The 26,908-nt window shown below is 74.5% G+C and carries 33 protein-coding genes; 18 read left to right on the top strand and 15 right to left on the bottom strand.

Annotation, left to right across the window (positions count from 1 at the left end):
• Positions 1–28 precede the first annotated feature (28 nt).
• Genes urtB through HDG69_RS04265 form a run of 10 tightly spaced genes read left to right on the top strand, consistent with a single transcriptional unit; the run spans position 29 to position 8,213 of the window.
• Positions 29–913 (top strand): urea ABC transporter permease subunit UrtB, encoded by an 885-nt coding sequence (gene urtB, locus HDG69_RS04310; protein WP_171782497.1) that lies wholly within the window; start codon positions 29–31, stop codon positions 911–913.
• Positions 910–2,016, top strand: coding sequence for an urea ABC transporter permease subunit UrtC (gene urtC / locus HDG69_RS04305; protein ID WP_216645145.1), 1,107 nt, complete (start codon positions 910–912; stop codon positions 2,014–2,016). Before urtB ends, urtC begins: the two co-directional genes overlap by 4 nt.
• Positions 2,013–2,867 (top strand): urea ABC transporter ATP-binding protein UrtD, encoded by an 855-nt coding sequence (gene urtD, locus HDG69_RS04300; RefSeq protein ID WP_171782496.1) that lies wholly within the window; start codon positions 2,013–2,015, stop codon positions 2,865–2,867. Before urtC ends, urtD begins: the two co-directional genes overlap by 4 nt.
• Positions 2,867–3,562 (top strand): ATP-binding cassette domain-containing protein, encoded by a 696-nt coding sequence (locus HDG69_RS04295; protein ID WP_171782495.1) that lies wholly within the window; start codon positions 2,867–2,869, stop codon positions 3,560–3,562. The genes urtD and HDG69_RS04295 overlap by 1 nt, the downstream gene beginning before the upstream one ends.
• Positions 3,563–3,587: 25 nt before the next feature.
• Positions 3,588–3,890, top strand: coding sequence for an urease subunit gamma (locus tag HDG69_RS04290; RefSeq protein ID WP_171782494.1), 303 nt, complete (start codon positions 3,588–3,590; stop codon positions 3,888–3,890).
• 9 nt (positions 3,891–3,899) lie between these two features.
• Positions 3,900–4,262 carry an urease subunit beta gene (ureB, locus tag HDG69_RS04285; protein ID WP_171782493.1) on the top strand — a complete coding sequence of 121 codons (363 nt, stop codon included), beginning with the start codon at positions 3,900–3,902 and terminating at the stop codon, positions 4,260–4,262.
• A complete protein-coding gene (locus tag HDG69_RS04280; RefSeq protein ID WP_171782492.1) occupies positions 4,262–5,965 on the top strand; it encodes an urease subunit alpha in 1,704 nt (567 codons plus the stop codon). The genes ureB and HDG69_RS04280 overlap by 1 nt, the downstream gene beginning before the upstream one ends.
• A gap of 8 nt (positions 5,966–5,973) precedes the next feature.
• Entirely contained in the window at positions 5,974–6,699 is a 726-nt protein-coding gene (locus HDG69_RS04275; protein WP_343036242.1) for an urease accessory protein UreF, read from the top strand.
• Positions 6,692–7,477, top strand: coding sequence for an urease accessory protein UreG (gene ureG, locus HDG69_RS04270; protein ID WP_171782491.1), 786 nt, complete (start codon positions 6,692–6,694; stop codon positions 7,475–7,477). Before HDG69_RS04275 ends, ureG begins: the two co-directional genes overlap by 8 nt.
• The gene (locus tag HDG69_RS04265) at positions 7,449–8,213 is read left to right on the top strand and encodes an urease accessory protein UreD (RefSeq protein ID WP_171782490.1); all 765 of its coding nucleotides are present in this window, start codon (positions 7,449–7,451) and stop codon (positions 8,211–8,213) included. Before ureG ends, HDG69_RS04265 begins: the two co-directional genes overlap by 29 nt.
• On the opposite strand, the gene HDG69_RS04260 is transcribed toward HDG69_RS04265, so the two are convergent.
• The 3 genes from HDG69_RS04260 to HDG69_RS04250 are packed head-to-tail and all read right to left on the bottom strand — an operon-like array spanning position 8,182 to position 11,184.
• Entirely contained in the window at positions 8,182–9,021 is an 840-nt protein-coding gene (locus HDG69_RS04260) for an ATP-binding cassette domain-containing protein (RefSeq protein WP_171782489.1), read from the bottom strand. The genes HDG69_RS04265 and HDG69_RS04260 overlap by 32 nt on opposite strands.
• A complete protein-coding gene (locus HDG69_RS04255) occupies positions 9,018–10,034 on the bottom strand; it encodes an ABC transporter substrate-binding protein (protein WP_343036241.1) in 1,017 nt (338 codons plus the stop codon). Before HDG69_RS04255 ends, HDG69_RS04260 begins: the two co-directional genes overlap by 4 nt.
• A 58-nt stretch (positions 10,035–10,092) precedes the next feature.
• Positions 10,093–11,184, bottom strand: coding sequence for an iron chelate uptake ABC transporter family permease subunit (locus tag HDG69_RS04250; protein ID WP_171782488.1), 1,092 nt, complete (start codon positions 11,182–11,184; stop codon positions 10,093–10,095).
• A 129-nt stretch (positions 11,185–11,313) separates the two neighbouring features.
• Here HDG69_RS04250 and HDG69_RS04245 point away from each other — a divergent pair, with 129 nt between their 5' ends.
• On the top strand, positions 11,314–11,823 hold the full coding sequence (locus HDG69_RS04245; protein ID WP_171782487.1) for a Fur family transcriptional regulator: 510 nt from the start codon (positions 11,314–11,316) through the stop codon (positions 11,821–11,823).
• Here HDG69_RS04245 and HDG69_RS04240 read toward each other — a convergent pair.
• A complete protein-coding gene (locus tag HDG69_RS04240) occupies positions 11,794–12,174 on the bottom strand; it encodes a MarR family transcriptional regulator (RefSeq protein WP_216645144.1) in 381 nt (126 codons plus the stop codon). The two genes, HDG69_RS04245 and HDG69_RS04240, sit on opposite strands and share 30 nt — an antisense overlap.
• A gap of 83 nt (positions 12,175–12,257) precedes the next feature.
• Here HDG69_RS04240 and HDG69_RS04235 point away from each other — a divergent pair, with 83 nt between their 5' ends.
• Positions 12,258–13,313 (top strand): substrate-binding domain-containing protein, encoded by a 1,056-nt coding sequence (locus HDG69_RS04235; protein ID WP_171782486.1) that lies wholly within the window; start codon positions 12,258–12,260, stop codon positions 13,311–13,313.
• Positions 13,314–13,377: 64 nt separating this feature from the next.
• Positions 13,378–14,001, top strand: coding sequence for a malonic semialdehyde reductase (locus HDG69_RS04230; RefSeq protein WP_171782485.1), 624 nt, complete (start codon positions 13,378–13,380; stop codon positions 13,999–14,001).
• A 101-nt stretch (positions 14,002–14,102) separates the two neighbouring features.
• On the opposite strand, the gene HDG69_RS04225 is transcribed toward HDG69_RS04230, so the two are convergent.
• The 6 genes from HDG69_RS04225 to HDG69_RS04200 are packed head-to-tail and all read right to left on the bottom strand — an operon-like array spanning position 14,103 to position 19,053.
• Positions 14,103–14,978, bottom strand: coding sequence for a sulfurtransferase (locus tag HDG69_RS04225; protein ID WP_425484008.1), 876 nt, complete (start codon positions 14,976–14,978; stop codon positions 14,103–14,105).
• Positions 14,975–15,505: a ribosomal protein S18-alanine N-acetyltransferase gene (gene rimI, locus HDG69_RS04220; RefSeq protein ID WP_171782484.1), complete on the bottom strand. Its 531-nt coding sequence runs from the start codon at positions 15,503–15,505 to the stop codon at positions 14,975–14,977. Before rimI ends, HDG69_RS04225 begins: the two co-directional genes overlap by 4 nt.
• Positions 15,502–16,242, bottom strand: coding sequence for a tRNA (adenosine(37)-N6)-threonylcarbamoyltransferase complex dimerization subunit type 1 TsaB (tsaB, locus tag HDG69_RS04215; protein WP_171782483.1), 741 nt, complete (start codon positions 16,240–16,242; stop codon positions 15,502–15,504). The genes rimI and tsaB overlap by 4 nt, the downstream gene beginning before the upstream one ends.
• Before the next feature lie 56 nt (positions 16,243–16,298).
• On the bottom strand, positions 16,299–16,838 hold the full coding sequence (tsaE, locus tag HDG69_RS04210; protein WP_171782482.1) for a tRNA (adenosine(37)-N6)-threonylcarbamoyltransferase complex ATPase subunit type 1 TsaE: 540 nt from the start codon (positions 16,836–16,838) through the stop codon (positions 16,299–16,301).
• On the bottom strand, positions 16,835–18,049 hold the full coding sequence (gene alr / locus HDG69_RS04205; RefSeq protein WP_343036240.1) for an alanine racemase: 1,215 nt from the start codon (positions 18,047–18,049) through the stop codon (positions 16,835–16,837). The genes tsaE and alr overlap by 4 nt, the downstream gene beginning before the upstream one ends.
• A 14-nt stretch (positions 18,050–18,063) precedes the next feature.
• On the bottom strand, positions 18,064–19,053 hold the full coding sequence (locus HDG69_RS04200) for a pseudouridine synthase (RefSeq protein WP_171782480.1): 990 nt from the start codon (positions 19,051–19,053) through the stop codon (positions 18,064–18,066).
• Positions 19,054–19,134: 81 nt separating this feature from the next.
• Here HDG69_RS04200 and HDG69_RS04195 point away from each other — a divergent pair, with 81 nt between their 5' ends.
• Genes HDG69_RS04195 through HDG69_RS04185 form a run of 3 tightly spaced genes read left to right on the top strand, consistent with a single transcriptional unit; the run spans position 19,135 to position 21,108 of the window.
• On the top strand, positions 19,135–19,773 hold the full coding sequence (locus tag HDG69_RS04195) for a TlpA family protein disulfide reductase (protein WP_171782479.1): 639 nt from the start codon (positions 19,135–19,137) through the stop codon (positions 19,771–19,773).
• A 4-nt stretch (positions 19,774–19,777) separates the two neighbouring features.
• Positions 19,778–20,629, top strand: coding sequence for a cytochrome c biogenesis protein CcdA (locus HDG69_RS04190; RefSeq protein ID WP_171782478.1), 852 nt, complete (start codon positions 19,778–19,780; stop codon positions 20,627–20,629).
• Positions 20,626–21,108: a glutathione peroxidase gene (locus HDG69_RS04185; RefSeq protein ID WP_171782477.1), complete on the top strand. Its 483-nt coding sequence runs from the start codon at positions 20,626–20,628 to the stop codon at positions 21,106–21,108. The genes HDG69_RS04190 and HDG69_RS04185 overlap by 4 nt, the downstream gene beginning before the upstream one ends.
• Here the strand turns inward: HDG69_RS04185 and HDG69_RS04180 are convergent, their stop codons facing one another.
• From HDG69_RS04180 to HDG69_RS04170, 3 genes are read right to left on the bottom strand one after another with little or no spacing between them, the layout of a single operon-like run.
• The gene (locus HDG69_RS04180) at positions 21,109–21,666 is read right to left on the bottom strand and encodes a GNAT family N-acetyltransferase (protein ID WP_343036239.1); all 558 of its coding nucleotides are present in this window, start codon (positions 21,664–21,666) and stop codon (positions 21,109–21,111) included.
• Entirely contained in the window at positions 21,663–23,231 is a 1,569-nt protein-coding gene (locus tag HDG69_RS04175) for an NAD(P)H-hydrate epimerase (protein WP_171782476.1), read from the bottom strand. The genes HDG69_RS04180 and HDG69_RS04175 overlap by 4 nt, the downstream gene beginning before the upstream one ends.
• Positions 23,228–24,013: a formylglycine-generating enzyme family protein gene (locus tag HDG69_RS04170; protein WP_246255980.1), complete on the bottom strand. Its 786-nt coding sequence runs from the start codon at positions 24,011–24,013 to the stop codon at positions 23,228–23,230. Before HDG69_RS04170 ends, HDG69_RS04175 begins: the two co-directional genes overlap by 4 nt.
• 95 nt (positions 24,014–24,108) lie before the next feature.
• Here HDG69_RS04170 and HDG69_RS04165 point away from each other — a divergent pair, with 95 nt between their 5' ends.
• A complete protein-coding gene (locus HDG69_RS04165) occupies positions 24,109–25,164 on the top strand; it encodes an LLM class F420-dependent oxidoreductase (protein ID WP_171782475.1) in 1,056 nt (351 codons plus the stop codon).
• A 212-nt stretch (positions 25,165–25,376) separates the two neighbouring features.
• Positions 25,377–26,309, top strand: coding sequence for a hypothetical protein (locus HDG69_RS04160; RefSeq protein WP_171782474.1), 933 nt, complete (start codon positions 25,377–25,379; stop codon positions 26,307–26,309).
• Positions 26,310–26,429: 120 nt separating this feature from the next.
• Here HDG69_RS04160 and HDG69_RS04155 read toward each other — a convergent pair whose 3' ends face one another.
• Positions 26,430–26,780 carry a holo-ACP synthase gene (locus HDG69_RS04155; protein ID WP_171782473.1) on the bottom strand — a complete coding sequence of 117 codons (351 nt, stop codon included), beginning with the start codon at positions 26,778–26,780 and terminating at the stop codon, positions 26,430–26,432.
• On the bottom strand, positions 26,777–26,908 hold the full coding sequence (locus HDG69_RS19305) for a hypothetical protein (protein WP_281360120.1): 132 nt from the start codon (positions 26,906–26,908) through the stop codon (positions 26,777–26,779). The genes HDG69_RS04155 and HDG69_RS19305 overlap by 4 nt, the downstream gene beginning before the upstream one ends.

Raw genomic sequence — 26,908 nt, 5'->3', positions numbered from 1 at the left:
CGACGCACCCGACGATCGGACACTGACGATGGACATCCTCCTCTCCCAGCTCTTCGCGGGACTGAGCCTCGGCTCGGTGCTCCTGCTCGCCGCACTCGGCCTCGCGCTGACGTTCGGCCAGATGGGAGTCATCAACATGGCCCACGGAGAGTTCATGATGGCCGGCGCCTACACGGCCTTCGTGGTCCAGGGCGTCATCGGGAGCGCGGGGATCAGCCTGCTGGTCGCCCTGCCGCTCGGCTTCGTGGTCGGCGGCCTCCTCGGGCTCCTGCTCGAGGCGACCCTCATCCATCGCATGTACCACCGACCGTTGGACACCTTGCTGGTCACCTGGGGAGTCGCCCTGGTCCTGCAGCAGGTCGCCCGGGACGTCTTCGGTGCGCCGAACGTCGACGTGACCGCGCCGGAGTGGCTCTCCGGCGCGGTCACGATCGGCGACGTCACGCTCCCCAAGACGCGCCTGTTCATCCTGACCGTCGCGATCGTCTGCGTCGCCACGCTGTCGATCGCGCTCAAGGCCACACCGCTCGGCCGGCGCATCCGCGCCGTCGTGCAGAACCGCGACCTGGCCGAGACGTCCGGCGTCTCCTCGCGCGGCACCGACCGGCTGACGTTCTTCATCGGCTCCGGTCTCGCCGGCATCGCCGGGGTCGCCCTCACCCTGCTCGGCTCGATCGGCCCGACGCTGGGGACCAGCTACATCGTCGACGCCTTCCTGGTGGTCGTGGCGGGAGGCATCGGGCAGATCAAGGGCACGGTGATCGCCGCGACCGCGCTCGGGCTGATGCAAGCCTTCTTCGAGTACTCCACGACGGCGTCGGTCGCCAAGGTGCTGGTCTTCGTCGTGATCGTCGCCTTCCTGCAGGTGCGCCCCCAGGGGCTGGTCACCGTGCGGACGAGGAGCCTGGTATGACCGGCATGACCGACCGACTGCACACCCTCCTGGCGCCGGGACGCACCCGGGCCCTGGCCGGCTTCGCGCTCGCAGCCGTCCTGCTCTTCGCGGTGGCACCCGTCCTGCTCAGCCCGTTCCGGCTCAGCCTGCTCGCCAAGTTCCTGTGCCTGGCGATGGTGGCCGTCGGTATCGGTCTCGCGTGGGGTCGCGGCGGCCTGCTCACCCTGGGCCAGGGGGTCTACTTCGGCCTGGGCGCCTACCTCATGGCCATGCACCTCAAGCTGGCCGACGCCGGCCCCGGCGGGGTGCCGGACTTCATGAGCCTGTACGGCACCGGTGAGGTGCCCTGGTGGTGGGAGCCGATGCGCTCCCCCGCTGCCACGGTGCTGCTCATCGTGCTCGTCCCTGCCGCGCTGGCGGGACTGCTGGGCTGGGCGGTGTTCACCCGCCGGGTGCGCGGCGCCTACTTCGCGATCCTCTCCCAGGCGTTGGCCGCCGCGTTCGCCATCCTGCTGATCGGTCAGCAGCAGACCACCGGCGGGACCAACGGCCTCAACGGGTTCCGCGCGTTCTTCGGCTACGACCTCACCGACCCCGTCAACCAGCGGATGCTCTACCTCATCGCGGCCGGGGTGCTGCTGCTCATGGTGCTGGTGGCACGCCAGCTCATGGTCTCGCGCTTCGGCGAGCTCCTCGTGGCGGTGCGCGACGCCGAGGACCGCGTCCGGTTCCTCGGCTACAACCCGGCCGCGGTCAAGACCGTCGCCTACGTCGTCGCCGCCGTGATGGCGGCCGTGGGCGGTGCCCTGTTCGTGCCGATCGTCGGCATCATCTCGCCCGCCGACGTCGGCGTCGTCCCCTCGATCGGCTTCCTCGTCGGCGTGGCGATCGGCGGGCGGGCGACCCTGCTGGGGCCCGTGCTCGGCTCCATCGCCGTGAGCTGGGCCCAGACCTCCATCTCGGAGCAGTTCCCCTCCGGCTGGATCTACTTCCAGGGCGCTCTGTTCATCGTCGTCATCGCCTTCCTGCCCGGCGGGCTCGCCTCGCTCGTCCGCCGACGACGGCGGAGGGACAGCGCCGCGTCACCGCCCGCACCCGAGCTCGAGGAGCGCCCCGCATGACCGACCTCCCCACCACCACCGAGCCGGCCGCCATCGAGCCGGAGCCCGACACCACGGGCCCGGCTGCCGAGGCGCTGCTCGGCACCGACACCTCCCGCTTCCGCCACGACTACCTCGAGGTGCGCGGCCTGCGCGTGACGTTCGGCGGGTTCGTCGCGGTGCGCGACGTCGACCTCACGGTCACCCAGGGCGACCTGCGGTTCCTCATCGGCCCGAACGGCGCCGGCAAGACCACGCTGATCGACGCGATCACCGGGCTGGTGGGAGCGACGGGATCGGCCCGCTTCGGCGGCACCGAGCTGCTGGGCCGCGGCACGCACCGCATCGCCCGCGACGGCGTGGGACGGACCTTCCAGACGGCGAGCGTCTTCGAGGAGCTCACCGTGCTGCAGAACCTCGACATCGCCGCCGGCGCCCGGCGCGGCCCCTCGACGCTGCTGCGCCGACGTCGCGGCACCCCCGAGGCTGTCGAGCAGGCGCTCGAGCTGGTCGGCCTCGGCGCCCTGCGGGACACGACCGCCGGGGTGCTCGCCCACGGTCAGAAGCAGTGGCTCGAGATCGGGATGCTGCTCGTCCAGGACGCCCACCTGATGCTGCTCGACGAGCCCGTGGCCGGGATGACGCAGGCGGAGCGCGAGGCCACCGGGGAGCTGCTGCGCCGCATCGGCTCCCAGCGGGTCGTGGTCGTGGTCGAGCACGACATGGAGTTCCTCCGGTCCTACGCCGACTCGGTCACCGTCATGCACCAGGGCCGGGTGCTGGCCGAGGGCACCGTGGCCGAGGTCCAGAACGACCCGGCCGTCGTCGAGGTCTACCTCGGCGCCACCCACACGGACGACGAGGAGGCCTGATGCTCGAGCTCACCGGGGTCAGCACCGGCTACGGGCGCACGGCCGTGGTCCACGACGTCGACCTCACGGTCCCCGACGGCGCCCTGACCGCCGTGCTGGGACACAACGGCGCCGGCAAGACGACGCTGCTGCGCGCCGTCCTCGGTCTGCTGCCGGTCCGGTCGGGCACCGTGCTGCTCGGCGACGACGACGTCACGCGCTGGCCCCCGCACCGCAGGGTCCGTCGAGGCGTCGCCTACGTCCCCCAGGGGCAGCAGTCCTTCGGTCAGCTCACCGCCAGGGAGAACCTCCAGGTCGTGGCCGACGCCTACGGTGCCGAGGGGCGACGTCGCACCGCCGAGGCCCTCGACCTCTTCCCCGCCCTCGGTCCGCTGCTCGGGCGCCCGGCCGGTCTGCTCTCCGGCGGCCAGCGTCAACAGCTCGCCATCGCCCGCGCCCTGGTGACCGGCCCGCGCCTGCTCGTCCTCGACGAACCGACCGAGGGCATCCAGCCCAACGTGGTGCAGGAGATCTACGCGGCCGTCACCGCGCTGAGGTCCGACGGCGACCTGTCCGTCCTGCTCGTCGAGCAGCACATCGGCTATGCCGTGCAGCACGCCGCCGAGTACCTGGTGATGACCTCCGGCCGCATCACGCACCGCGCACCGGGCGGCGCCACGGCCGTCGCCGAGGCCCGCGAGGCGATGGCGCTGTGAGTCCCCACGACCCGGAGGAGTCCGCGTGCACCTGACACCCGCCGACACCGAGAAGCTGCTGCTCGCCGTCGCCGGCATGGTCGCCCGCGACCGCCTCGGCCGCGGGGTGCGACTCAACCATCCGGAGACGATCGCCCTGCTCTCGTGCTGGGTGATCGAGCGCGCCCGCGACGGCGCGGACGTCGCCACCCTCATGCGGGACGGCAGCACCGTGCTCACCCGTGCACAGGTCATGGACGGCGTGCCCGAGATGCTCACCGACGTGCAGGTCGAGGCCACGTTCCCCGACGGCCGCAAGCTCGTCACCCTCCACCACCCGATCCCGTAGGAGCTCCCCGTGTCCGCCCACAGCACCACCGGCCCCGGCGCGATCCGCGTCGCCCCCGGCCGGATCGAGCTCAACGCCGACCGCAGCGACGCCGAACGGCTGCGCCTGGTCGTCACCAACACCGGTGACCGCCCGGTGCAGGTCGGCTCGCACGTCCACCTGCCCGACGCCAACGCGGCGCTGCGCATGGACCGCGCCGCCGCGCACGGCTTCCGCCTCGACGTCCCTGCCGGCACCTCCCAGCGGTTCGAGCCCGGTGTCAGCCGCGAGGTCGACGCCGTCGCGCTGCGCGGGACCCGGCAGGTCCCCGGCCTGCAGCGCGGCAAGACCGACGGCGGGACGCTCGACGTCCCCGGCGCCGGGACACGCTGATGGTCTGGGTCGACCGCGAGCGCTACGCCGCCCTCTACGGCCCGACGGTCGGCGACCAGGTCCGGCTCGGGGACACCGACCTGTGGATCGAGGTCACCGAGGACCGCACCGTCGGTGGTGAGGAGGCCGTGTTCGGGGGTGGCAAGACCATCCGCGAGTCGATGGCGCAGTCGACACGGACACGTGCCCAGGGTGCGCTCGACACGGTGATCACCAACGCCGTCGTCCTCGACTGGTGGGGCGTGGTCCGCGCCGACGTCGGCGTGCGCGACGGCCGGATCGTCGCCCTGGGGCGCGCAGGAAACCCGGACGTCGCCGACGGCGTGCACCCCGACCTGGTGATCGGCCCGTCCACGGACGTCATCTCGGGCGAGGGGCGCATCCTCACCGCCGGGGGTTTCGACCCGCACGTCCACCTGCTGTCCCCGTCGGCGTTGCACGAGGCGCTCGCCACCGGCATCACGACGGTCGCCGGTGGCGGCACCGGTCCCTCGGAGGGTTCCAAGGCGACCACCGTGACGCCGGGCGCCTGGCACCTGCGCCAGGTCCTGCGGGCACTCGACCCCCTGCCGCTGAACGTGCTGCTGCTGGCCAAGGGCAACACCGTCAGCGCCGAGGCCCTCGCCGAGCAGGCCCTCGCCGGGGCCGGCAGCTACAAGGTGCACGAGGACTGGGGCTCCACTCCCGCCGCCCTCGACGCAGCCCTCACCGCGGCCGAGGAGTGGGGTCTGCAGGTGGCGCTGCACTCCGACTCTCTCAACGAGACCGGGTACGTGCAGTCCACCATCGACGCGATCGACGGCCGGGGCATCCACGCCTACCACGTCGAGGGTGCCGGGGGCGGCCACGCCCCCGACATCCTCACCATCGCGGCGCTGGAGCACGTGATCCCCGGCTCGACGAACCCCACGCTGCCGCACACCGTCAACACGGTGGCCGAGCACCTCGACATGCTGATGGTCTGCCACCACCTCAACCCGGCGGTGCCCGAGGACCTGGCGTTCGCCGAGTCCCGCATCCGCGCGTCGACCATCGCCGCCGAGGACGTGCTGCACGACATGGGCGCCATCTCGATCACGTCCTCGGACGCCCAGGCCATGGGGCGCATCGGGGAGGTGATCACCCGCACCTGGCAGGTGGCGCACGTGATGAAGCACCGGCGAGGGTCGCTCGGGGCCGGCGAGCCCGCCGACAACGAGCGGGCCCGCCGCTACGTGGCCAAGTACACGATCAACCCGGCGATCGCCCACGGGGTCGACGCCGAGATCGGCTCCGTCGAGCCCGGCAAGCTGGCCGACCTCGTGCTGTGGGACCCGAGGTTCTTCGGCTTCCGGCCCGAGCTGGTGATCAAGGGCGGCGTCATCGCCTGGGCGGCGCTCGGCGACCCCAACGCCTCCATCCCCACCCCGCAGCCCGTGCTGCAGCGGCCCGCGTTCGGCGAAGCGCTCGCGGCGGACACCTCGCTCGCCTTCGTCGCGCCCGCCGCGATCGACGACGGGCTGGCCGACCGCCTCGGGCTGCGGCGCCGCCTCGCGCCGATCGCCTCGACGCGCGGGGTCGGCAAGTCGGCCATGCGCAACAACGACGCGCTGCCGCGCATCGACATCCGGCCCGACACGTTCGAGATCCGCATCGACGGGGACCTCGTCGAACCCGCTCCTGCGGCCCGCCTGCCGCTCGCTCAGCTCTACTCGATGTTCTGAGGGCCGCCGTGAACCCCACCTCAGCGCCACCGGCCCGGCCGGCGCCGGCGTCGGTCGCGATGCTCCTGGCCGACGCCCGCCTGCCGGGCGGCGGGCACGCGCACTCGGCGAGCCTCGAGCCCGCGCTGCTCGGCGGGCTGCCCGCGGCCGACGTGCCCGCCTGGATGGTGGGGCGCGCCACGACGGTCGGCCTCGTCGAGGCGGGCACCGCCGTCGTGGCCGCACGCGTGCTCACGAGCGGTCCGCACGGTCTCGACCACGACGCCGCGCTCTCCACCGTCGAGCGCGCGTGGGCCGCCCGGACCCCGTCGCGTGCGCTGCGCGACGCCTCCCGGCTCCTCGGCCGCGGCTACCTGCGGGTGGCCCGCTCGCTGTGGGGGCCCCACCCCGCGGTCGCGGCCGTCGCCGCCCGGGCGACCCGGAGCAGCAGCCCGCCCCGTGCCGTCGTCCTCGGTGCCGTCGCTGCCGCCGCCGGGCTCGACGCCGTCGACGTCGTCCGGCTGACGGTGTACGACGACGCCCAGACGGCGGCGTCCGCGCTGCTGAAGCTCGAACCCCTGGACCCTCTCGTGCCCGCACGGTGGGTCCTCGACGCCTGCGCCGCCGCCGAGGCCCACGTGGGCCGCGTGGCGGCGTGCACCACCCCGGACGACATCCCGTCGTCCGGTGCCCCCCTGACCGAAGGCTGGGCCGAGGCCCACGCCCTGACGAACCAGAGGTTGTTCCGTGCCTGAGAACCCGTTCCCCGAGACCGCACCCACCACCCCGGCGCGGCCGTTGCGCCTCGGTGTTGCCGGCCCCGTCGGCGTCGGCAAGTCGTCCCTCATCGCCACCGTGTGCCGCGCGCTGGCCGCCGAGCTGGAGATCGGGGTCATCACCAACGACATCTACACCGACGAGGACGCGCGGTTCCTGCGGTCCGCGGGCGTGCTGGAGCCCGAGCGGATCCGCGCCGTGGAGACCGGGGCCTGCCCGCACACCGCGATCCGCGACGACGTCACCGCCAACCTGCTCGCCGCCGAGGACCTGGCCGCCGACTTCGCACCGCTGGACGTGGTCATCATCGAGTCGGGGGGCGACAACCTCACGGCCACCTTCTCCCCCGCGCTGGTCGACGCGCAGATCTTCGTCCTCGACGTCGCCGGCGGCGGTGACGTCGCCCGCAAGGGCGGTCCCGGCATCGGCAGGGCGGACCTGCTGGTCGTCAACAAGACCGACCTGGCACCGCACGTCGGCGTCGACGTCGAGCAGATGGTGGCCGACGCCTCCGCGGCCCGGGAGGGGCGCGCCGTGATCGCCCTGTCGCGCACCGACGAGGACTCCGTGGCCGCCCTGCGCGGCTGGCTGCTCGACGTGCTCGCCTCCTACCGGTCCGGAGCCCACGTCGCCCAGGACCCCGGGCCGATGGCCCCGCACTTCCACGCCGACGAGGACGGCGTCGGCGTGCTGCACAGCCACGCCGACGGCGACCACGCCCACGCCCATGACCACGACGACGCCGTCGCCCGCTGACACCCGGGTCACCACCGCCGTCGGCGTCGTGCGGGGCAGCGCGCCCGGGGCTCCGGTCCGGGTCGACGCCACCGACGGCCTGCTCGCGGTGCGCACCGTGTCACGCAGCACCGACCACGCGGAGGTCGCCCTGGTCGCCACCGGTGCGGTGCTGCTCGGCGGCGACCACGTCGTCGTCCGCCTCGACGTGGCCGACGGGTGCGCGCTGCGGGTCACGGACGTGGGCGGGACCGTCGCCTACGACGGCGAGGGCGCCGGCTGCCGCTGGGACGTCGAGGTCCGTCTCGGCCGGGACGCCCGGCTGGACTGGTACGGCATGCCGCTGGTCGTCTCGACCGGCGCGGACGTGCAGCGCACGACGTCCGCCCACCTCGGACCCGGCGCCCGGATGGTCCTGCGCGAGACGGTCGTCCTGGGTCGTGACGGTGAGCGCGGGGGTCGCGTCGTCCTGCGCAGCGAGGTGACCGACGACGACGGGCCCGTCCTCGTCGAGGAGGTCGTCGCCGACGGCGGGCGCCCGGTGCCCGGCGTGCTGGGTCCGCACCGCGTGCTCGACACGCTCAACGTCCTGCACGCCACCGGCACGGACCCGCAGGACGAGGCGGCACCGCCCCTCGCCCCGGAGCCGGCCGGCGAGCACGTGGCGACCCTGGAGCTCGAACGCGGTGGACGCCTCGTGCGGTGGCTGGGCGGTGCCGCCCACCTCAGCCCGATCGAGCGGGCACTTTGTCGGTGACGTCGGCATCGGTGACGTCGGCATGGTGCGCCGACGGCGCTCCGTCGCCGGACCGGTGCGCGAAGAGCATCTGGGGGCAGCCGTCCTGCGCGGTGACCCGCTGGGCACGGACCCCGTAGACGGGCTCCACGAGGTCGGGCACCAGCACGTCCTGCGGTGTCCCGACCGCGCGCACCCGCCCCCGCTCGATCATCACCAGCCGGTCGCAGTACCGGGCCGCGAGGTTCAGGTCGTGGAGCACCACCACCACGGTGACGTCCAGGTCGCGCACCAGGTGCAGCACCTCGTGCTGGTAGTGCACGTCGAGATGGTTGGTCGGCTCGTCCAGGAGCAGATAGCGCGGCTCCTGCGCGAGCGCGCGCGCCACGAGCACACGCTGCCGCTCGCCGCCGGAGAGCGTCGCCACCTCCCGCCCCGCGAGGTGGGCGGCGCCCACCCGCTCCAGCGACCGGGCAGCGATCTCCTCGTCGGCGGTCCCGGCGCGCCGGAAGGGCGCCAGGAAGGGCGAGCGGCCCAGGAGCACCTCGTCCATGGCGGTGAGCTGGGACTCGACGTCGGTGGACTGCACGACGACGGCCACCCTGCGTGCCAGCGACCGGGCCGACAGGGCGTCCACGTCGTCGCCGTCGACGGCGACCGCCCCGGCGTCCGGGACGAGCGCGCGGTGCAGCGCCCGCAGCAACGTCGTCTTCCCGCTGCCGTTCGGCCCGACCAGTCCCAGCACCTCACCGTCGGCCGCCCGCAGGGCGACGTCCGCCAGGACGGCGGTGTCGCCGTAGGCGTGCGAGACGCCGTCGGCGACGATCACGACCCGTCCCGCCCGAAGCGCTCCACGACGGCCTCCAACCCGGTCACGGTCAGCGGGGAGGAGGGCTCGGTGAAGTTGAACGGCTGGACGAGGATCTCGTCGTCGCGCACCGCCGTGATCGCCGCGGCGCCGGGCAGCGCGGTCACCTCCTCGACGATCCCCTCCACGTCGCCCTGGTAGAGCACGACGAGGACGTCGGGGTCGCGCGCCACCAGCTCCTCGACACCCACCTCGAAGACGCGGTCGGCCGTGTCGGCGAACACGTTCTCCAGGCCCGCGGCGTCGAGCTGTGGCTGGGCCATCGACCCGCGGCCGTAGGCGTACAACGGGCCTCCGCCGACCGACGGGTAGAGGACCGCTGCCGTGCGTCCGTCGTCGGGCGCGACCTGCTCGACGGCGCCGACCCGGTCCTGCAGCGACTCGACGAGCTCCGCGGCGGCGTCGTCCCGGCCGAAGACCGTCCCGAGGTCGCGCACCTGGTCGTACAGCGTCTGGAAGGACGCGTCGCCGGCACCCCCGGGGCAGAACACCGGGGACACCAGGACCGCGGCGCCGGCGTCAGCCATCCCGTCCCGGGTCAGCCCTTCGGGCAGGCCGAGCACCAGGTCGGGCTGCTGCGCGATGACGACCTCGGACGAGATCATCAGGTGCCCGGTGGCGTCGACCTCCTCGGTCAGCGCGGGGATCGCCTCGATGCGCGCCAGGAGGGCGTCGTCGTAGTAGGCCGGGTCGAACACGCCCGCACGAGCGACCACCCGGTCCAGGACTCCGAGGCCGTCGAGGACGGTCACCGGCGCGGGGTCCAGCAGCACCACACGCTCCGGAGCCTCGTCGAGCGCGACGTCCACCCCGCAGTTGGTCACGGTGCGCGGGCCGACGGGGTCGTCGGTGGCACCCGAGGACCCCGTGGTCGAGGCGGCCGCGGAGCAGCCGGCGAGCACGACGGCGGCCAGGAGGGCGGGCACCGTCGGGCGCAGACGCGCCGTCCGGCTCCGGGTCGGTGGGTGGGTCACGAAGGGGTCCTCTCGCGGGGGGCGGGCGTCGCCCGGGACGACGGGGGCCGACGGCACCTCATGGCTCCCGCCCGAGCCGTGCGCGGCGGACGAGGACCAGGAGGAACGGTGCGCCGACCATGGCGGTGACGATGCCGATGGGCAGCTCGCGGGGGGCCATCAGCGTGCGGGCCAGGACGTCGGCCCACAGCAGGAGCACGGCACCGAGCAACGCGCAGACCGGCAGCATGCGGGCGTGCAGCGCCCCGACGGCGCGGCGCGCCAGGTGCGGCACGACCAGGCCGACGAAGCCGATGCTGCCGGCGGCGGCCACGGCGACCCCGGTGCACAGGCTGACGACCACGAGCAGCGCGACGCGTGCCCGGGACGGCGAGTAGCCCAGGGCGTGCATCGTCGCGTCCCCCGCCCCCAGGACGTCGAGGGTCCGCGCGCCGGCGGTGAGCACCGCCACCCCGACCACCGTCACGGCGACGGCCGCCACCAGCGTCGCGTCCCAGCGCGCCAACGACAACGAGCCCAGCAGCCAGAACATCACCGACCGCGCGCCCTCGGCCGACCCGGAGGCGAAGACGAGAAAGCTCGTCAGCGCGGACAGGGCGTAGCCGACGGCGACACCGGAGAGCAGCAGCCGCACCGAGGTGACCCGCCCGGCCGTGCGTGCCACGGTCAGCACGAGCACACCGGCGGCCAGAGCACCGAGGAACGCGCTGGTGGGCAGTGCCTGCTGCCCGAGCGCCGCGCCCGCACCGAACAGGATGGCTGCGGCGGCGCCGGTGGAGGCGCCCCCGGAGATCCCGAGCACGTACGGGTCCGCCAGCGGGTTGCGGACCATGGCCTGCAACGCTGCCCCGCACACCGCGAGCGCCGCCCCGACGGCCGCCCCGAGCAGGACCCGTGGCACCCGCACGTCCAGGACGATGGTCTGCTCCGCGGCGCTCGCCCCGGCACCGCCCGGGTCGCCGAGCAGCGCTTGCTGGACGATGGTCAGGACGGTCCAGGGAGCGATCGTCACCGGGCCGACGGCCACGCACACCACGGCGGTGAGGACCAGCGCGACCGCGAGGCCGGCGGTCCAGGCAGCGGAGCGACGTCGAGCGGAACGCAGCCCTTCCGCCGGCGCCGGGCCCGCCGTCGTCGTCGCTGGTGGCACGTCGTCTCCTCGGCTGTTGCGACCTTGTCGCAGCAAGTATGGCGGCCGACCGTTTCGAGCAGGTTTCGGTCCGACGTCCCCGCGCCGGCGAGCACCGGGCGGTACCGGGACGCGTGCGACGATGGCGCGATGACGAGGTCTCCCGGCGCGACACCCGTCGACCACGAGGAGCTCCACGTGGACGCCGACGAGGCGGTACGTCGCGCGACCGACCGGCTGCGCGCCGCCTCCCTGCGGGTGACGACCCCGCGGCGAGCGGTGATCCACGTGCTCGCCGGCCGTCACGATCCGATGACGGCCGAGCAGATCGTGACCGCGGTGGGCGCCGACGGGCACCGCGCCAGCGTCTACCGGACGCTGGAGCTCCTGGTCGAGAGATCGGTGGTCGACAGGCGGCTCGCTCCCGGCGGCGGCCCGGTGTACCACCTCGCCACCGTGGCCCCGGAGCACGAGCACCTGCACCTCGTCTGCTCGGGGTGCGGAGCAGTGGGTGCGCTGCCCGTCACGGCCCTCCACGGCGCGGTCGACGGCATCCGTGCGGCCACCGGGTTCGTCGTGGACGCCCCGGCCGTCACGCTGCCCGGTCGGTGCGAGCGGTGCGCCGCCGGACTATCGCGCCAGCAGCACCGTGAGGCGTGACAGGACCTCCCGACCGCGGGTGGAGAGGTACACCCGGATGACACGTCGGTCGATTCCGTCGACCTCGCGGAACACGAGGGCGCGCGTGACCAGGGAGTCCACGCGGCGCCCGAGCGTCGCCTTGTCCGTGACGGTGACCTCTCGCAGCTCCGTCATGGTCAGCCCGTCGGCATCCTCGAGGGAGCCGAGCACGAGCCACTCGTCGAGCGTGAAACCCTCCTGGCGCAGAACCTCGGCCGCACGGCGGGACGCGCGGCGCGCCCCCAGGACCGACTCCCTCAGCACGGCGGCCCCCATCGTCGCCTCGACGTCGGTGTCGAGGGCGTCGACCGCCCCGCGTGGTGTCCGCATGCTGATCTCTCCCTCTCGGTGCTCGCTAGACTACCCGCCAACACAGGCCGGGGCCTGCGGGTCCCCTGCGCGGACGGGGCGGCATGAGTGACTTCGTCGTCGGCGTCCTGCTGCACTTCCAGGGTCCCGGGGGGATCTACGGCCCGTCGTGCCAGGCCGTCACGGAGCTCGCCGTCGCGGAGATCAACGCCACCGGCGGCGTCCTCGGCCGACCCCTGCGCATCGAGCTGCTCGACGCCGGTCAGCCGACGCCCGCTCTGCGGCGCCAGCTCGCGACCGCCCTCGACGCCCGGCGACTGCACGCCCTGACGGGGTGGCACACCTCCGCCGTGCGCAACGCCGTCGTCCCGCTCGTCCAGCAGCGGGTGCCCTACGTCTACCCGGCGGCCTACGAGGGCGCCGAGACCCGCTCCGGCCTCTACGTGACCGGCGAGGTGCCCTCGGCACAGCTCTTCCCGGCGATCCGCCGGCTGCGCGCCTCGCGGGGGGTACGCCGCTGGTTCGTGGTGGGCGACGACTACGCCTGGCCGCGCGGCACCTTCCGGGTGCTGGCCGAGCAGATCTCCGGGCTCGACGCCCGGTTCGCCGGCGCCCGGTTCCTGCCTGCGGCCGGTGCGAGCCCGGCCGAGCTCGCGTCGACCCTCGACGCGGTCGAGGCGGCCGGCGCCGACGGCGTGCTGCTGCTGATGGTCGGGCAGAACGGGGTCCGCTTCAACCGCGGTTTCGCCCGACGCGGCCTGCACGAGCGGATGGTGCGGCTGAGCACCCTGATGGAGGAGAACATGCTCCTCGGCAGCGGCGTCGGCGCCACCGACGACCTGTTCTCGGCCGGTGGCTGGTTCCGCAGCCTGGCCACCGGCGAGGCCCTCGACCTCATCGGCCGGTACACGGCCCACCACGGGCAGCGGGCACCGGCCGTGGGGGCCGCCGCCGAGGCCTGCTACGAGGGCATCTTCGCGCTGCGCTCGATCGTCCAACGGGCCGGCAGCCCCGACGTCGCCGCCACCGACCGGGCGGTGGACGGGCTCGTCTACGAGGGTCCGCGGGGCGCGGTGCACTTCACCGGCAACCATGCCGAGCAGCGGCTCTACCTGGCGCGGGCCGACGGCGTCGACTTCGAGCTGCTCACCGAGCTGTGACGGTGTGCGTCACGTCACGTCCGCACCAGGAATCATCCGGACGGATGGACCTGTTGCCCGGGACATGACCGACACCGTTCTCGAGACCGCACCGTCGCTCGCCATCGACGAGACCGCGGCAGACCTGATCTTCCGCCACGCCCGCACCACCTCCCAGTGGGCCGACGCCGAGGTGAGCGACGCTCGGCTCCAGGCCGCCTGGGACCTCGCCAAGCTGGGCCCGACGGCGATGAACACGCTCCCGCTGCGGGTGCTGGTCGTGCGCTCCACCGAGGCCAGGCAGCGTCTCGTGCCGCACATGGCCGAGGGGAACAGGCCGAAGGTCGAGGCCGCACCGGTCTCGCTCGTCCTGGCCGCCGACCCGGCGTTCCACGAGCACCTGGACGAGCTCTTCCCCGTCTACCCCGGTATCCGTGAGCAGCTCGCTCCGGCCGCCGAGATGCGCGAGGCCATGGCCCGCAAGAACGCGCTGCTGCAGGCGGGCTACCTCGTCGTCGCGCTGCGCTCGGTCGGCCTGGCCACCGGGCCGATGGACGGGATGGACCTCGACGGCGTCGACGGCGAGTTCTTCGCCGAGTCCGGCTGGAAGTCCCTGATGGTCGTCAACGTCGGCGTCGCCGAGGGCGAGGGCTCGCCGTACCCGCGCAACCCGCGCCTGTCCTTCGACCAGGTGTCCCAGGCCCTCTGAACCCAGGCGACGCTGCCCCAAGCGTTGTGGGCGCGATTTCTGGCCGGTTTCATCCCGTTTCGCGGGACAAGACGGGCCAGAAATCGCGCCCACAACCTTCGTCAGGCGGTGGCCACCGGGCGGGCCGGGTCGTTCGACCACTGGGACCACGACCCGGGGTACAGCGCCGCCGTGACCCCGACGGTCGCCAGCGCCGCGACCTCGTGGGCCGCGGTGACCCCCGAGCCGCAGTACACGCCCACGGGCACCTGGTCGGTGGCGCCCAGGCCCGCGAAGCGCTCCGACAGCTCGGCCGCCGGCCGGAACGTGCCGTCGTCGGCCAGGTTGCCGGCCGTGGGCGCCGACACGGCACCCGGGACGTGACCCGCCTGCGGGTCGACCGGCTCCACCTCGCCGCGAAAGCGCTCCGCCGCCCGCGCATCGAGGAGCACACCGTCCCCCGCGAGCGCTGCAGCCCCCTCGGCGTCCAGCACCGGCATCCCGCCCGGCCGCGCGACGACGTCGCCCGGCTCGCTCTCGACCGACCCTGCCTCGAGCGGGTGGCCCGCACGCTGCCAGGCCGCGAGCCCGCCGTCGAGGAGCTGGACGCTCGCCACGCCGAACCACCGCAGCAACCACCAGGCCCGCGCCGCCGACATGCCCCCCACGGCGTCGTAGACCACGACCCGCGAGCCCGTCCGGACGCCCCAGCGTCGCGCCGCTTCCTGGAACGCGCCCGCCGACGGCAGCGGGTGCCGCCCCTCGGCGGCCGACGGCGGTGCGGCCAGCTCGGTCTCCAGGTCGACGAACACGGCTCCCGGCAGGTGGCCCGCCTCGTACTGCTCGCGGCCGTCGCTGCGGCCGAGCTCCCAGCGCACGTCCAGCAGGACGGGTGCCCCGCCGAGCGGGTCCTGCAGCCCACCGAGCTGCAGGTCCGCCGCCAGGGTCGCGACGTCGACGAGCACCTCGTCCCGGGCCGACCCGGACAGGCCGGTCACGCCGCGTCCCCCGGGGCCGTCGAGCCGGCCTCCGGTGCCGCGAGCTCCATCCGCATCGTGTAGGCGTCCTTGTCCTCGGGCTGGTAGTAGCGCTTGCGCACCCCGAGCCGCTCGAACCCGAACTGCTCGTACAGGGCGAGTGCCTGCGTGTTGTCCACCGCGACCTCGAGGAAGAGCGCCCGGGCGCGCAGGGCCCGCGAGCGGTCCACGAGCGCCTGCAGCAGGCGTCGGCCGACCCCCCGGCCCTGGTAGCGCTGCGCCGTGCCGAGAGTCATCACCTGCGCGACCTCGCCGTCGAACCACAGCCCCGCGTAGCCGATCACCGGCTTGCGCCCGACGCCGTAGCGCTCGGCGGCGTCGGCCGGCTCGGCCACGACGTACCAGCGGCCGAGGCCGGCCAGCTCGTCGGCGAGCATCCCGTAGGTCCACGCACCCGGGCCGAACAGCTCGTGCTCCAGCTCCAGCACGCGATCGAAGTCCTCGCTGGCGAGCGGGCGGAGCCGTACCTCGATCGGGTTCTCGGTCATGCCGTCCCCCCGGTGGACGGGAGCGAGCGCTTGGTCCCGGCCGGCTCCTGCACGTCGGGGCGGCGCAGGTACAGCGGCTCGGCCGGCAACGGTGCACCTGCGTCGCGCCGGGCCAGGGCGACGCGCGCCAGCACGGTCGCGTCGGGCACCAGCGGCGCGTCCTCGTCGAGGCTCAGGTCGTCCGGGTAGAGCGCCGCACCCTCGCCGACGACGGCGAGCCTGCCGCCGGGCTCGGCCGGCGGGTCGAGCCCGGCCGCAGCGACGTCGGCCGCCTTCTGGACGTCAGGGCCGGCCAGGGTCTCGACGACGGGCACCCCGTGCGGCCCCTCGTGCGCCACCACGCGGTACCGCGCCCAGTAGACCTCCTTGCGCCGCGCGTCGGTCACGGCGAGGACCTCGTCCCCGGGCTGCAGACCCAGGTCGGCGACCGCCTGGACGGCCAGCGCGTCGATGCTCGGCACTCCGAGCAGGTCGATGCCGAGGCTCAGCGCCAGCGTGCGTGCGGTGACCAGGCCCACCCGCAGCCCGGTGAAGGGAGCAGGGCCGGTGCCACCCACCACGGCGGTGAGGTCGGTGCGGTCCACACCGGCCTCGGCCAGGACCTCGGCGATCAGAGGAGCGAGCGACTCCGCGTGCCGGCGGCGCTCGGCGGAGGCGCGTGCCGCGAGGCGACCTCCGTCGTCGTCCACGAGGGCGACGGCCACGGCTGCAGAGGTGTCGAGAGCGAGAACTGCCACGGGCCCAGCCTACGGCGCCGGACGTCCCGCCGACGTCGGCGCGAGCGCCGCGACCGTCAGGGCAGCAGCGCCGCGAGGTCGACGTCCGCCCACCGGGCGCCCACACCGCGCAGCACGGCGCGCCGGGTACCTGCGCCGGCGTCGAGCTCGGCGTCGGTGTCGTCGCCCACCCCGCCGCGCGGGCGCTCCAGGTCGATCTCGAGGCGCTCGTCCGTGAGCGCCTCCGCCAGACCACGGCCCCACTCGACGACGGTCACCGACTCGTCCAGCGACGAGTCGAGGTCGAGCGCGTCCAGCTCGGACAGGTCCCCGAGCCGGTAGGCGTCCACGTGCACCAGGGCCGGGCCGCGAGTGCCGTCCTCCCGGGGCAGCGGCGGGTGCTCACGGGCCACGATGAACGTCGGGGAGGCGACCTGGCCGCGCACCCCCAGCGCCGCGCCGAGCCCTTGGGTCAGGGTCGTCTTGCCCGCGCCGAGGTCGCCGGTGAGGATCACCAGGTCCCCTGCGCGCAGCACCCCGGCGAGCGCCGCGCCCAGCGCCCGGGTGGACGCGGCGTCCGGCAGGTCGGTCTCGGTCCGCACGACGTCGTCGCTCACGGCTCCACCACTCCTCGTGACAGGTAGGTACGCGGCACCCGCGCACCGAGGCGGGTGACGATCTCATAGCTGATGGTGCCGACCGCCTCGGCCCAGTCCTGGGCGTTCGGGACCTCGGCACCGTGCGCCACACCGTCGGACGCGCCGAACAGCGTGACGACGTCCCCGGCCCGTTCCCTCGCTCCGGGTCCCAGGTCGAGGACGAGCTGGTCCATGCACACGCGCCCGGCCACGCGCAGCACGCGCCGGTCGGCGCCGGACCCGACGGCGAACGGTCCGCCCGGACCGGCCGAGCCGCCGGAGGCCTGTCGGGGCACCCCGTCGCCGTAGCCCACGGGCACGAGCCCGAGCCGGGTGTCCTGCGACGTGGTGTACAGGTGACCGTAGGAGACGCCCTCCCCGGCGTCGACCTGCTTGACGCCCGCGAGCCGGGCCCGCAGCGTCATGGCCGGGCGCAGCCCGTGGTCGCTCGGTGCACCGAGCAGCGGCCCCGGGGAGAACCCGTAGACCGAGATCCCGGTGCGGACCACGTCGTGGTGCAGGCCCGGCAGGGTCAGTGTCGCGGCCGAGTTCGCCAGGTGGCGCACCTCGGGCCGCAGCCCGGCCGAGGCGACCGCGTCGAGCGCGTCGGCGAACGCTGCGGCCTGGCGGGCGATCGAGGGGTGACCCGGCTCGTCGGCGCAGGCCAGGTGCGAGAACACGCCGACGACCCGCAGCTCGCCCGAGGCCTCCAGCGCCGCCGCCCGACGGACCACGTCCGGCAGGTCCCGCATCGCCACCCCGCCGCGGGACAGCCCGGTGTCCACCTTGAGGTGCACCCGGGCGACCTGGCCGGCCGCGCGGGCACCGACGGCGATCTCGTCGAGCGCCCACGGCGCCCCGGCGGTCACGTCGACGTCGGCCCGCAGCAGGTCCGCGAACGGCGCGCCGGGGGTGAGCAGCCACACCAGCAGACGCGCGTCGGTGGCGCCGAGCCCGGCGCGCAGGGCCAGCGCCTCCGCGGCCGTCGCCACCCCCAGCCAGCGGGCACCGCCCGCGAGCGCCGCCCGGGCGACCGGGAGCATGCCGTGCCCGTACCCGTCGGCCTTGACGACGGCCATGAGGTCCGACGACGGCGCGTGGCCGCGCAGTGCGCGCACGTTGTCGCTGATCGCGTCGAGGTCGACGACCGCCTGGGCCGGGGTGCCGTCGTCGAGGGCGGGGAGGCTCACGGTCAGCGATTCTCTCACCTCGGCCCCTGCGAGCCGTCCTCCTCGCAGCCCGGCCACTCGGCCAGGGTCCGACGCGACGTGAAGCGACGGGGTGCGCCGGTCAGCGGGTCGTCGAACTCCAGCGAGCGTGCCAGGAGCTGCAGCGGCGGGCCGGCGTCGTCCACGCCGTCGTCGCCGTCGGCCCGCAGCTCCGGCCAGAAGGGGTCGTGCAGGATCGGCAGTCCGAGCGAGGCCATGTGCAGGCGGAGCTGGTGCGTCTTGCCGGTGCGCGGCGCGAGCCGGTAGAGCCCGAGACCTCGCTCCTCGTCGCTGCCGACCAGCTCGATCGAGGACTCCGCGTTGGGCTCGCCCGGAACCTCCTCGGCCCGCACGACGCCGCGACGCTTGACGATGCGCGAGCTCACGGTCCGCGGGAACGGCGGCGCGTCGTCGTCGGGCAGGGCCGCGACCGCCTCGTAGGTCTTGCGCGCCCGGCGTTCCTGGAAGACCGTCTGGTAGGCGCCGCGCACCTGCGGGCGCACCGTGAGGACCAGGACGCCTGCCGTGGGTCGGTCCAGGCGGTGCGCGGGCACCAGGTCGGGCAGGTCGAGGGTGACGCGCAGGTGCGTCAGCACCGTCTGCGTGACCCAGCGGCCGCGCGGCGTCGTCGCCACGAGGTGGGGCTTGTCCACGACGAGCAGGTCGTCGTCGCGGTGCAGCACCTCGACGTCCGCGAGCGCCGGGACCCCGGGCTCGGCGGCCGGCGGGTCGCGGTACAGGTAGAGGAACCCGCGCGGCGCGTAGGGCGTGGCCGCGGTCACCGGGGTGCCCTCGCCGGTGACGACCTCCTCGGCCGCGATCTTCTCGCGCAGCCGGTCGGTGTCGTCGGGGAACCGGTCGAGCAGGTACGCCACAGCGGTGGCGTACCGCGCCACCGAGCCCGGGTCGTGCGGCAGGACCAGCCGGGTGGGGTTGAGACCGTCCCGCACGGGCAGCGGCGGCACATGCTTGCGCGGGGACGGCATGGCCCCATTGTCGCGCGGCGTCACGACCTCGTAAGGCGTCCGGGGCTCCCCGCGGCGACCGGGGGCGGTCAGACTGGTCGCATGGACCGCCGACTGCACCGCACAGCCCTTGCCCTGGCCACGGCCGCCACCCTCACGCTGGCCGGGTGCGCCGCCGAGCCGGAGGCCTCACCCGGCTCCGACGCGACCGAGGAGACGGCGGCGACGGACGACATGGCCGCCTCGGACGACGCCATGAACGACGAGGCCGACGACATGGCGGACGACATGAACGACGAGGCCGACGACATGGCGGACGACATGAGCGACGAGATGGGGACGAGCCCTGTCTACGACTTCTCCGCCACCACCCTGGACGGCGGGACCTTCGAGGGTTCGTCCCTCGCGGGGGCGCCGGCCGTGCTGTGGTTCTGGGCCCCGTGGTGCCCCACCTGCATCATGCAGATCCCGGCCGTCACCGGCCTCGCCGAGGAGTACGGCGACGACGTCGCGGTGGTCGGGGTCGGCGGGCTCGACGACGCCTCGGCCATCAGCGGCATGGCCGAGGAGGACATCGCCGGGATCACGCACCTCGTCGACGACGCCGGGGACGTCTGGCAGCACTTCGGGATGACCCAGCAGTCGACGTTCGTGGTGCTGGACGCCGACGGCGAGATCGTCGCCGAGGGCGTGCTCACCGAGCCCGAGCTCGAGGCCGCCGTCGCCGACCTCGCGGGCTGAGCCGGTGCTCGGCGACGGCGCGTTCGCGCTCGCGCTCGGCGCCGGGCTGGTGGCGGCGGTCAACCCCTGCGGCTTCGCCCTGCTGCCCGCCTACCTCGCCACACTGGTGCGACCCGACGACGGCCGGGCCTCCGCCGTCGGCCGCGCGCTGCGCTCCACGGCGGCCCTCACGCTCGGCTTCGTGGCGGTGTTCGGCGTGTTCGGCCTGGTCGTCGCTCCCGTGGCCAGCTCCGTGCAGCGCTGGCTGCCCGCGTTCACCCTGGTCCTGGGGGTCGTGCTCGCCGCGGCGGGCATCTGGGTGGTCGCCGGCCGCGAGCTGCCCGGGCTGCGGCTGCTGCGCACCGGCAGCGGCAGGCCCCTGACGGACCGTTGGTGGTCCGTGGTCGGCTTCGGCGCCTCGTACGCGCTGGCGTCCCTGACGTGCACGATCGCACCGTTCCTCGCCGTCGTGGTCACGGCCTTCCGCGCCGGGTCCGTCGGGCAGGGTGTCGCCCTGTTCGCCACGTACGCGGCCGGGATGGCGCTGCTCGTCGGGACGGCCGCCGTCGTCGTCGCGACCGCCGGGGCCGGCGTCGTGGGGCGGGCCCGCAGCGCCGGCCCGGTCCTCGCGCGGGTCGGCGGGGCGATCCTGCTGATCGCCGGGCTGTACGTGGCCTGGTACGGGTTCTGGGAGCTGCGGGTGCTGGCGGGCCGGGCCGGTGAGGACCCCGTGGTCGGCGCCGCCGCGTCCGTGCAGCGCTGGCTCGCGGGGGCCGCCGAGGGCATCGGGTGGGTCGGGCTGCTGGTCACCCTGGTCGTCGTCGCGGGCCTCGGGGCCTGGTGGCAGCGTCGTCGTCGGGCCAAGATGGACGCATGAGCCTCTACGACATCCCCTTCGACCGTATGGACGGCACCTCCGCGACCCTCGCCGAGCACCGCGACGACGTGGTGCTGGTGGTCAACGTCGCCTCGCGCTGCGGCCTGACCCCGCAGTACGACACGCTGGAGGCCCTGCAGCGCAAGTACGCGGACCGGGGGTTCACCGTGGTGGGCTTCCCCAGCAACCAGTTCCTGCAGGAGCTGTCCAGCGACGAGAAGATCGCCGAGTTCTGCTCCACCACCTACGGGGTCACCTTCCCCGTGGTCTCGAAGGTCAAGGTCAACGGCCGCAACGCCCACCCGCTCTACCAGGAGCTGACGAAGACGCCGGACGCCGGCGGGCACGACGGCAAGATCCGCTGGAACTTCGAGAAGTTTCTCGTGCTGCCCGGCGGCGAGGTGCGCCGCTACTCCCCCAAGACCGTCCCCGACGACCCGGAGATCATCGAGGCGATCGAGGCCCACCTGCCACGGTAGTCACCGGCCGGTCCGACGGCGGGTTCCCGGCGGGCCGACGTCCGCGGCCATCAGCAGTCCGTCGCCGCCGGCGAACGTGACGCCGTGGAACGCCGCGGCCCGTGCGACCTCGTGGAAGCCCCAGCGCTCGTGCAGGGCGACCGAGGCGGCGTTGGCGGCGTTGACGACGTAGTGGACCCGGTCGGCACGGTCGGCGACCCAGGCCATGCGTGCCGCGGTGAGCGCCGTCGCGATCCCGCGTCGCCGCCACGCCGGGTCCACCGTCACCCCGCCGAGGTAGTGCCCGGCCGGTGCGACGCCGTCGGGCCGCGGGTGCTGGTGCGTCTTGCCCCAGCCGACCACGGCCGGCCCGTGGGCCCCGCCTGCACCGACCTCGGCGACGACCACGAGCCGGCCGCTGTCGAGCACCGCCGCGCGGATACCGTCGAGAAGCCGCGTCTGGCCCGCAGCCTCCTGGATCGTCCCGATCGCCGACAGGTCCGCGACCGTGGCGGGCCGCACCGTCACCGGGACCGGCGTCCCGTGCCGGTGCGGCGCGAAGCGCGCGAACACCGTCACCGTCCGACGAGCTCCGCCACGGTGGCCGGGACCGCCTCGGCCACGTCGAGCGCGGCCACCGGCCCCCCGGGGTTCGCGCGGCGCGCCGCCCGGCCGTGCACCAGGGCGGCAGCGGCGGCGACCTCGGCCGCGAGCGTCGGCTGCTCGACCACCTCGGCAGAGCGCGCCGCGAGCATCGCGCCCAGCAGCCCGGCCAGCACGTCACCGGCGCCCGCGGTGGCCAGCCAGCCCGGCGCGTCGGCCTGCGAGAAGGCGCCGCGCGGCCCGACGACGACGGTCACGCCGCCCTTGAGCAGCACGGTCGCGCCGGTGAGCTCCTGTGCCCGGCGTGCCCACCGCAGCGGCGCCGCCTCGACCTCGTGGCGCCGGACGTCCTCACCCCGCGACCGCAGGAGCGTCGTCAGCTCGCCGGCGTGCGGGGTCAGGACGAACCACGGGGGGCAGCGGTCACCGAGCAGGGCCAGGCCACCGGCGTCGACGACGGCGGGGGCGGGCTCACGCACGCCCGCCAGCTCGCCGCGGGCGGCGGCCAGGGCGGCACCGCCGCGCTCGTGCTGGCCGTCGTCGGCGTCGGGCGGCTGGTCGGGGCCGCTGGGGATCCCGGGTCCGACCACCCAGGACTGCACGCGACCGGGGCCCACCACCACCTCGGGCCGTGCCGCCACCACGGCCTGCCCGACAGCGCCCGGCCCCCGGTAGCGGACCATCCCCGCGCCGGCACGGACCGCGCCCGACGTGGTGAGGACGGCGGCGCCCGGGTAGGCGGCCGTGCCGGCGACCACGCCGACCACGCCACGGGTGTACTTGTGGTCGGCGGGGCCTGGCACCGGCCACGCGCGGCCGACGTCGGCGGCCTCGAGCCGGCGCAGCGCCGGCGGGCCGTCGAGGGCCAGCCCGATGTCCACCGCGGTGACCTCACCGCAGCGGGAGGCGGCCGGCGGGAGCAGCAGACCAGGCTTGACCGCCCCGAAGGTGACCGTGCGGTCGGCGGGCAGGACCGGGCCGGGCAGCGTGCCGTCGTCGGCCCCGATGCCGGAGGGCAGGTCGACGGCCACGACCCAGGGGCGTCCGGGTCCGTCCGCGGGTCCGTCGCCGCGCGCCAGGGCCTCGGCGAGGGCATCGACCAGCTCGGCGGCCCGGCCACGCAGCGCCCCGCGGGCACCGATGCCGAGCACCCCGTCGACGACGACGTCGGCCCGGGCGGCCTGGGCGGCGACAGCACCGACCCGCTCGGGTCCCTCGCCCGCCAGGTCCACCACCCGCCCGCCGGCACGCCGCAGGGTGGTGAGCCCGCCGTCGTGCGCCCGGTCGGAGACGAGCACCGCCGTCACGGCGACCCCCCGGCGCGCCAGCACCGCGCCGGCGAACAGCGCGTCGCCACCGTTGTTGCCGGCCCCCACCAGCAGCACGACGCGAGCGCCCCGCAGGTGCCGCCGTCGGGCCCGCAGGTCCGCGAGCACCTGCCGCGCGAGCGCGAAGGCGGCGCGGTCCATGAGCGGCTCACCGGCCTCCAGCAGCGGCGCCTCGGCGGCACGGACGTCGTCGGCGTCCCAGGCGCTGATCACCGAGCACCGTCCTCGAGCAGCTCCCGCAGCGGCGTCCAGCCGAACGGCACCGGACCACGGACGTCCGCGCGCTCCCGGTCGCGTCGCGCGGACCACCCCTGCGCGGAACCGACCTGCCCGACGGCCCCACGCGCCACACGGAACCCCACGTCCTCGAGCCGTGCCTCGGGCAGGCTCCCCCGGCGCACCGAGGCGCGGACGCTCCAGTGCCGGTCCGCCCAGCCGCCGCCCCGGAGCACCCGGTAGTCCGCGTACCGTGCCGGGTCGGCGTAGTCCCAGCACCACTCCCAGACGTTGCCGAGCATGTCGTAGACCCCGAACGCGTTCGGTTCCTTGCGCGCGACCGGCTGCACGCCGTCGACCTCGTCGAGAGCCGTCCAGGCGACCGCCGCGAGCGGACCGTAGGTCGGGGCGGTGCTGCCGGCGCGGGCCGCATGCTCCCACTCGGCCTCGGTGGGCAGACGGAACCCGTCGGCGGTGGTGTCCCAGGTGACCGCCCGGCCCTCGATCGTGTAGGCCGTCCGGAGGCCCGCCGTCGTCGAGGCGGCGTTGCACCAGGACACGGCGTCGAACCAGGAGACGGGACGCACGGGGACGGTCGGGCGCTCGCGCGCGGACGATGGTCCGACGAGCTCCCACTGTCGTCGCGTGACCGGTGTCGCCCCGATCGAGAACGGTTGCAGCCCGACCTCACGGACCGAGCCCGTCCGCGCGTCGCGCAGGTCGATCGTCCCGGCCGGCACGGAGAGCATCGACGGTGGTCCGGCGAGCACAGAGGTCATGCGTCCAGCGTGCCACGACGCGCGCCCGGACGAGGGGCGCGCCGCAGGCACGGACGAGGGGCGCGCCGCAGGCACGACCGGACTAGGCTCGCGGCATGCGATTCGGACTCTTCATCCCGCAGGGCTGGCGTATGTCGCTCACCGACATCCCCCCGGAGCAGCACTGGGAGACGATGCTGTCTCTCCTCCACTACGCCGACAACGCCGCGGCCGGCGAGGCCGTCCCGGGCGGCGAGTTCGCCTGGGAGTCGGTGTGGGTCTACGACCACTTCCACACCGTCCCGGTCGCCAGCACCGAGGCGACGCACGAGGCCTGGTCGCTCATGGCCGCCTTCGCCGCCGCCTCCCAGCGGGTGCGGCTCGGGCAGATGTGCACCTGCATGGCCTACCGCGAGCCGACCTACCTGGCGAAGGTCGCCTCCACCGTGGACGCGATCTCCGGCGGCCGCGTCGAGATGGGCATCGGCGCGGGCTGGTACGAGCACGAGTGGCGGGCGTACGGCTACGGCTTCCCCACCGCCGGGGAGCGGCTGCGTGCGCTGGACGAAGGCGTGCAGATCATGGAGCGCATGTGGCGCACCGGGTCGTCCGGCACCTTCGAGGGCAAGCGGTACCAGGTGGACGGGGCACTGTGCTACCCGCAGCCGCTGCAGCAGCTGCCCGTCGGGGACGGCGGCGCGGAGGTCCCGAGCATCCCGCTGTGGATCGCGGGCGGCGGCGAGAAGAAGACCCTGCGCATCGCCGCGCAGCACGCGCAGTACACGAACTTCTCGGGCAGCCCGGAGGAGTTCGCGCACAGGTCGAGGATCCTCGAGGAGCACTGCCGCGACGTCGGGCGGGACTTCGGCGAGATCACCCGCTCGGCCAACTACAACGTGGTGATCGGCGAGAACCAGGCAGCGATCGACGACAAGCTCGCGTGGATCGACGACCACTTCGCCCGGTACGCGCCCGGTGACAAGGGACACCGTGAGAGCTCGCTGTGGCGCCACGGGCTCATGGTCGGGACACCGGAGCAGATCGTCGAGAAGCTCACGGAGATGAGGTCGCTGGGCATGACCTACGCGATCACGTACTTCGCCGACGCCGCCCGGGACCGCGACCAGATCGAGCTGTTCCAGCGGCAGGTGATCCCCGAGCTCCAGGACTGACCCCTCCTCCTCTCTCTCCTCCTGCTGCGCCGACCATGCGATGGCGGCCCGTCTGCCTCCGCGGACGGGCCGCCATCGCATGGTCGGCGGGCCGTAGGGTATGGTCGGCGAGCACACGGTCCGGCGGAACGAGGCCGCCCACCATGGACCTCCGTCCACAGAACCGCCACACCGGTGCCCGCCCCCCGAGCCCGGCTGCTGGGATGCAGGCCATGCATCCACGAGCAGAGACGCCCTCGGCGCTGCACCGGCTGGCACTGCACCAGTCGGGCCTGGTCGCTCTCGACCAGTGCCGAGAGCTCGGGCTGAGCGACAAGGACGTCCGCGGGCTGGTGGCACGATGTCGCTGGCGCCGTGTGGCCCGCCAGGTCTACGAGGTCCGCGACGCGGCACCACCGGCGTCGGACCTCGATGCCCGACGACGGCGATCGGCCTGGCTCGCGATGCTCACCTTCGGACCGGACGCGGTCGCCGTCGGCCGCTGCGCCCTCGCGCTGCACGGGATCGCCGGGCTCCCCCGGACCATCCCGGCCGAGGCTGCCCTGCCGGGTGCGGTGAACCGACGGAACCGCGAAGGAGTCTCCCTGCGCCAGTTCGACGACGGCATGGTGGTCGTCGAGATGCCCGGCTGCCGGGCGGTGAGCGTCGAGTGGGCCCTCGCCCAGTCGGTGCCCGAGCTGCCGCACCGCTACGGCCTCGCCGTGCTGGACGCTGCACTGCGGACCGGGGCCGTGTCCCGGGCGTCCCTGCTGCGGTCGCACGAGCACGCCCGTGGCCGCCGAGGTGTGGCGAGCCGTCATGTGCTGTGGAGCGAGGCGGACGCCCGGGCCGAGTCGCCCCTGGAGTCGTTCGCCCGGTGGGAGTGCATCGAGGCCGGTGTGCCACCGACGATGCTCCAGCTGCCCCTGGTCGACGGCTCGGGCCGGGTCGTGGCGCGCGGCGACATGGCCTGGTGGCGCGCCGGCGGTCGGTGGCTCGTCGTGGAGATGGACGGTCTCGACGTCCACGGTTCACCCACGGCGCTCTTTGCCGACCGCCGCCGGCAGAATCTCCTCACCGGCACCGGGGCGGTGGACCTGCTGAGGTTCACGTCGCGCGACCTCGGCTCGATCGCCGGGACGGTGCGGCGCGCGCTGAGATCCTGACCGCCGCCGCCCGTGGACCCTGCTCCTCCGCCGAGCATGCCCCGGCAACCGTCGAGCATGCGGTGACGGCCCGTCTGCCACCGCGGACGGGCCGTCACCGCATGCTCGGCGCCAAGGGGGTCAGCCCTCGGCGATCACCATGGCCGAGGAGATCCCCGCGTCGTGGGAGATCGACAGGTGCCAGTGCCGCACACCCAGCTCGTCGGCCCGTGCCTGCACCGTGCCCCGCAGCTCCACCTCAGGCGGACCGCCGACCACCCGATGCACGGTCGCATCGTGCCAGTGCATGGTCCCCGGAGCACCGAGAGCCTTGGCGATGGCCTCCTTCGCAGCGAACCGCGCGGCGAGCGACGAGGCGGGCAGGTCACGCTCCTCGACGGTGAAGAGCTTCTCGCGCAGCCGCGGCGTGCGCTCCAGCGTGGCCATGAACCGCTCGACGTCGACGACGTCGATCCCCACCCCGATGATCATCGGCGCACCCCGGCCTCGTCCTGCGGTTCGGCGAGGTGCCGCCAGCGGAACCACTTGCGCTCGAGCTCGTCGGCCAGTCCGGCCAACGTCGCCGGGGCTGCCTGCGCACCGTTCTTCGACTCGCTCAT

Origin of the sequence: Isoptericola halotolerans, assembly GCF_013149785.1 — a bacterium.
Classification (GTDB): domain Bacteria; phylum Actinomycetota; class Actinomycetes; order Actinomycetales; family Cellulomonadaceae; genus Isoptericola; species Isoptericola halotolerans.
Note: the sequence above shows the minus strand (reverse complement) of the source record. Positions and strands in the feature narration are given on the sequence as shown.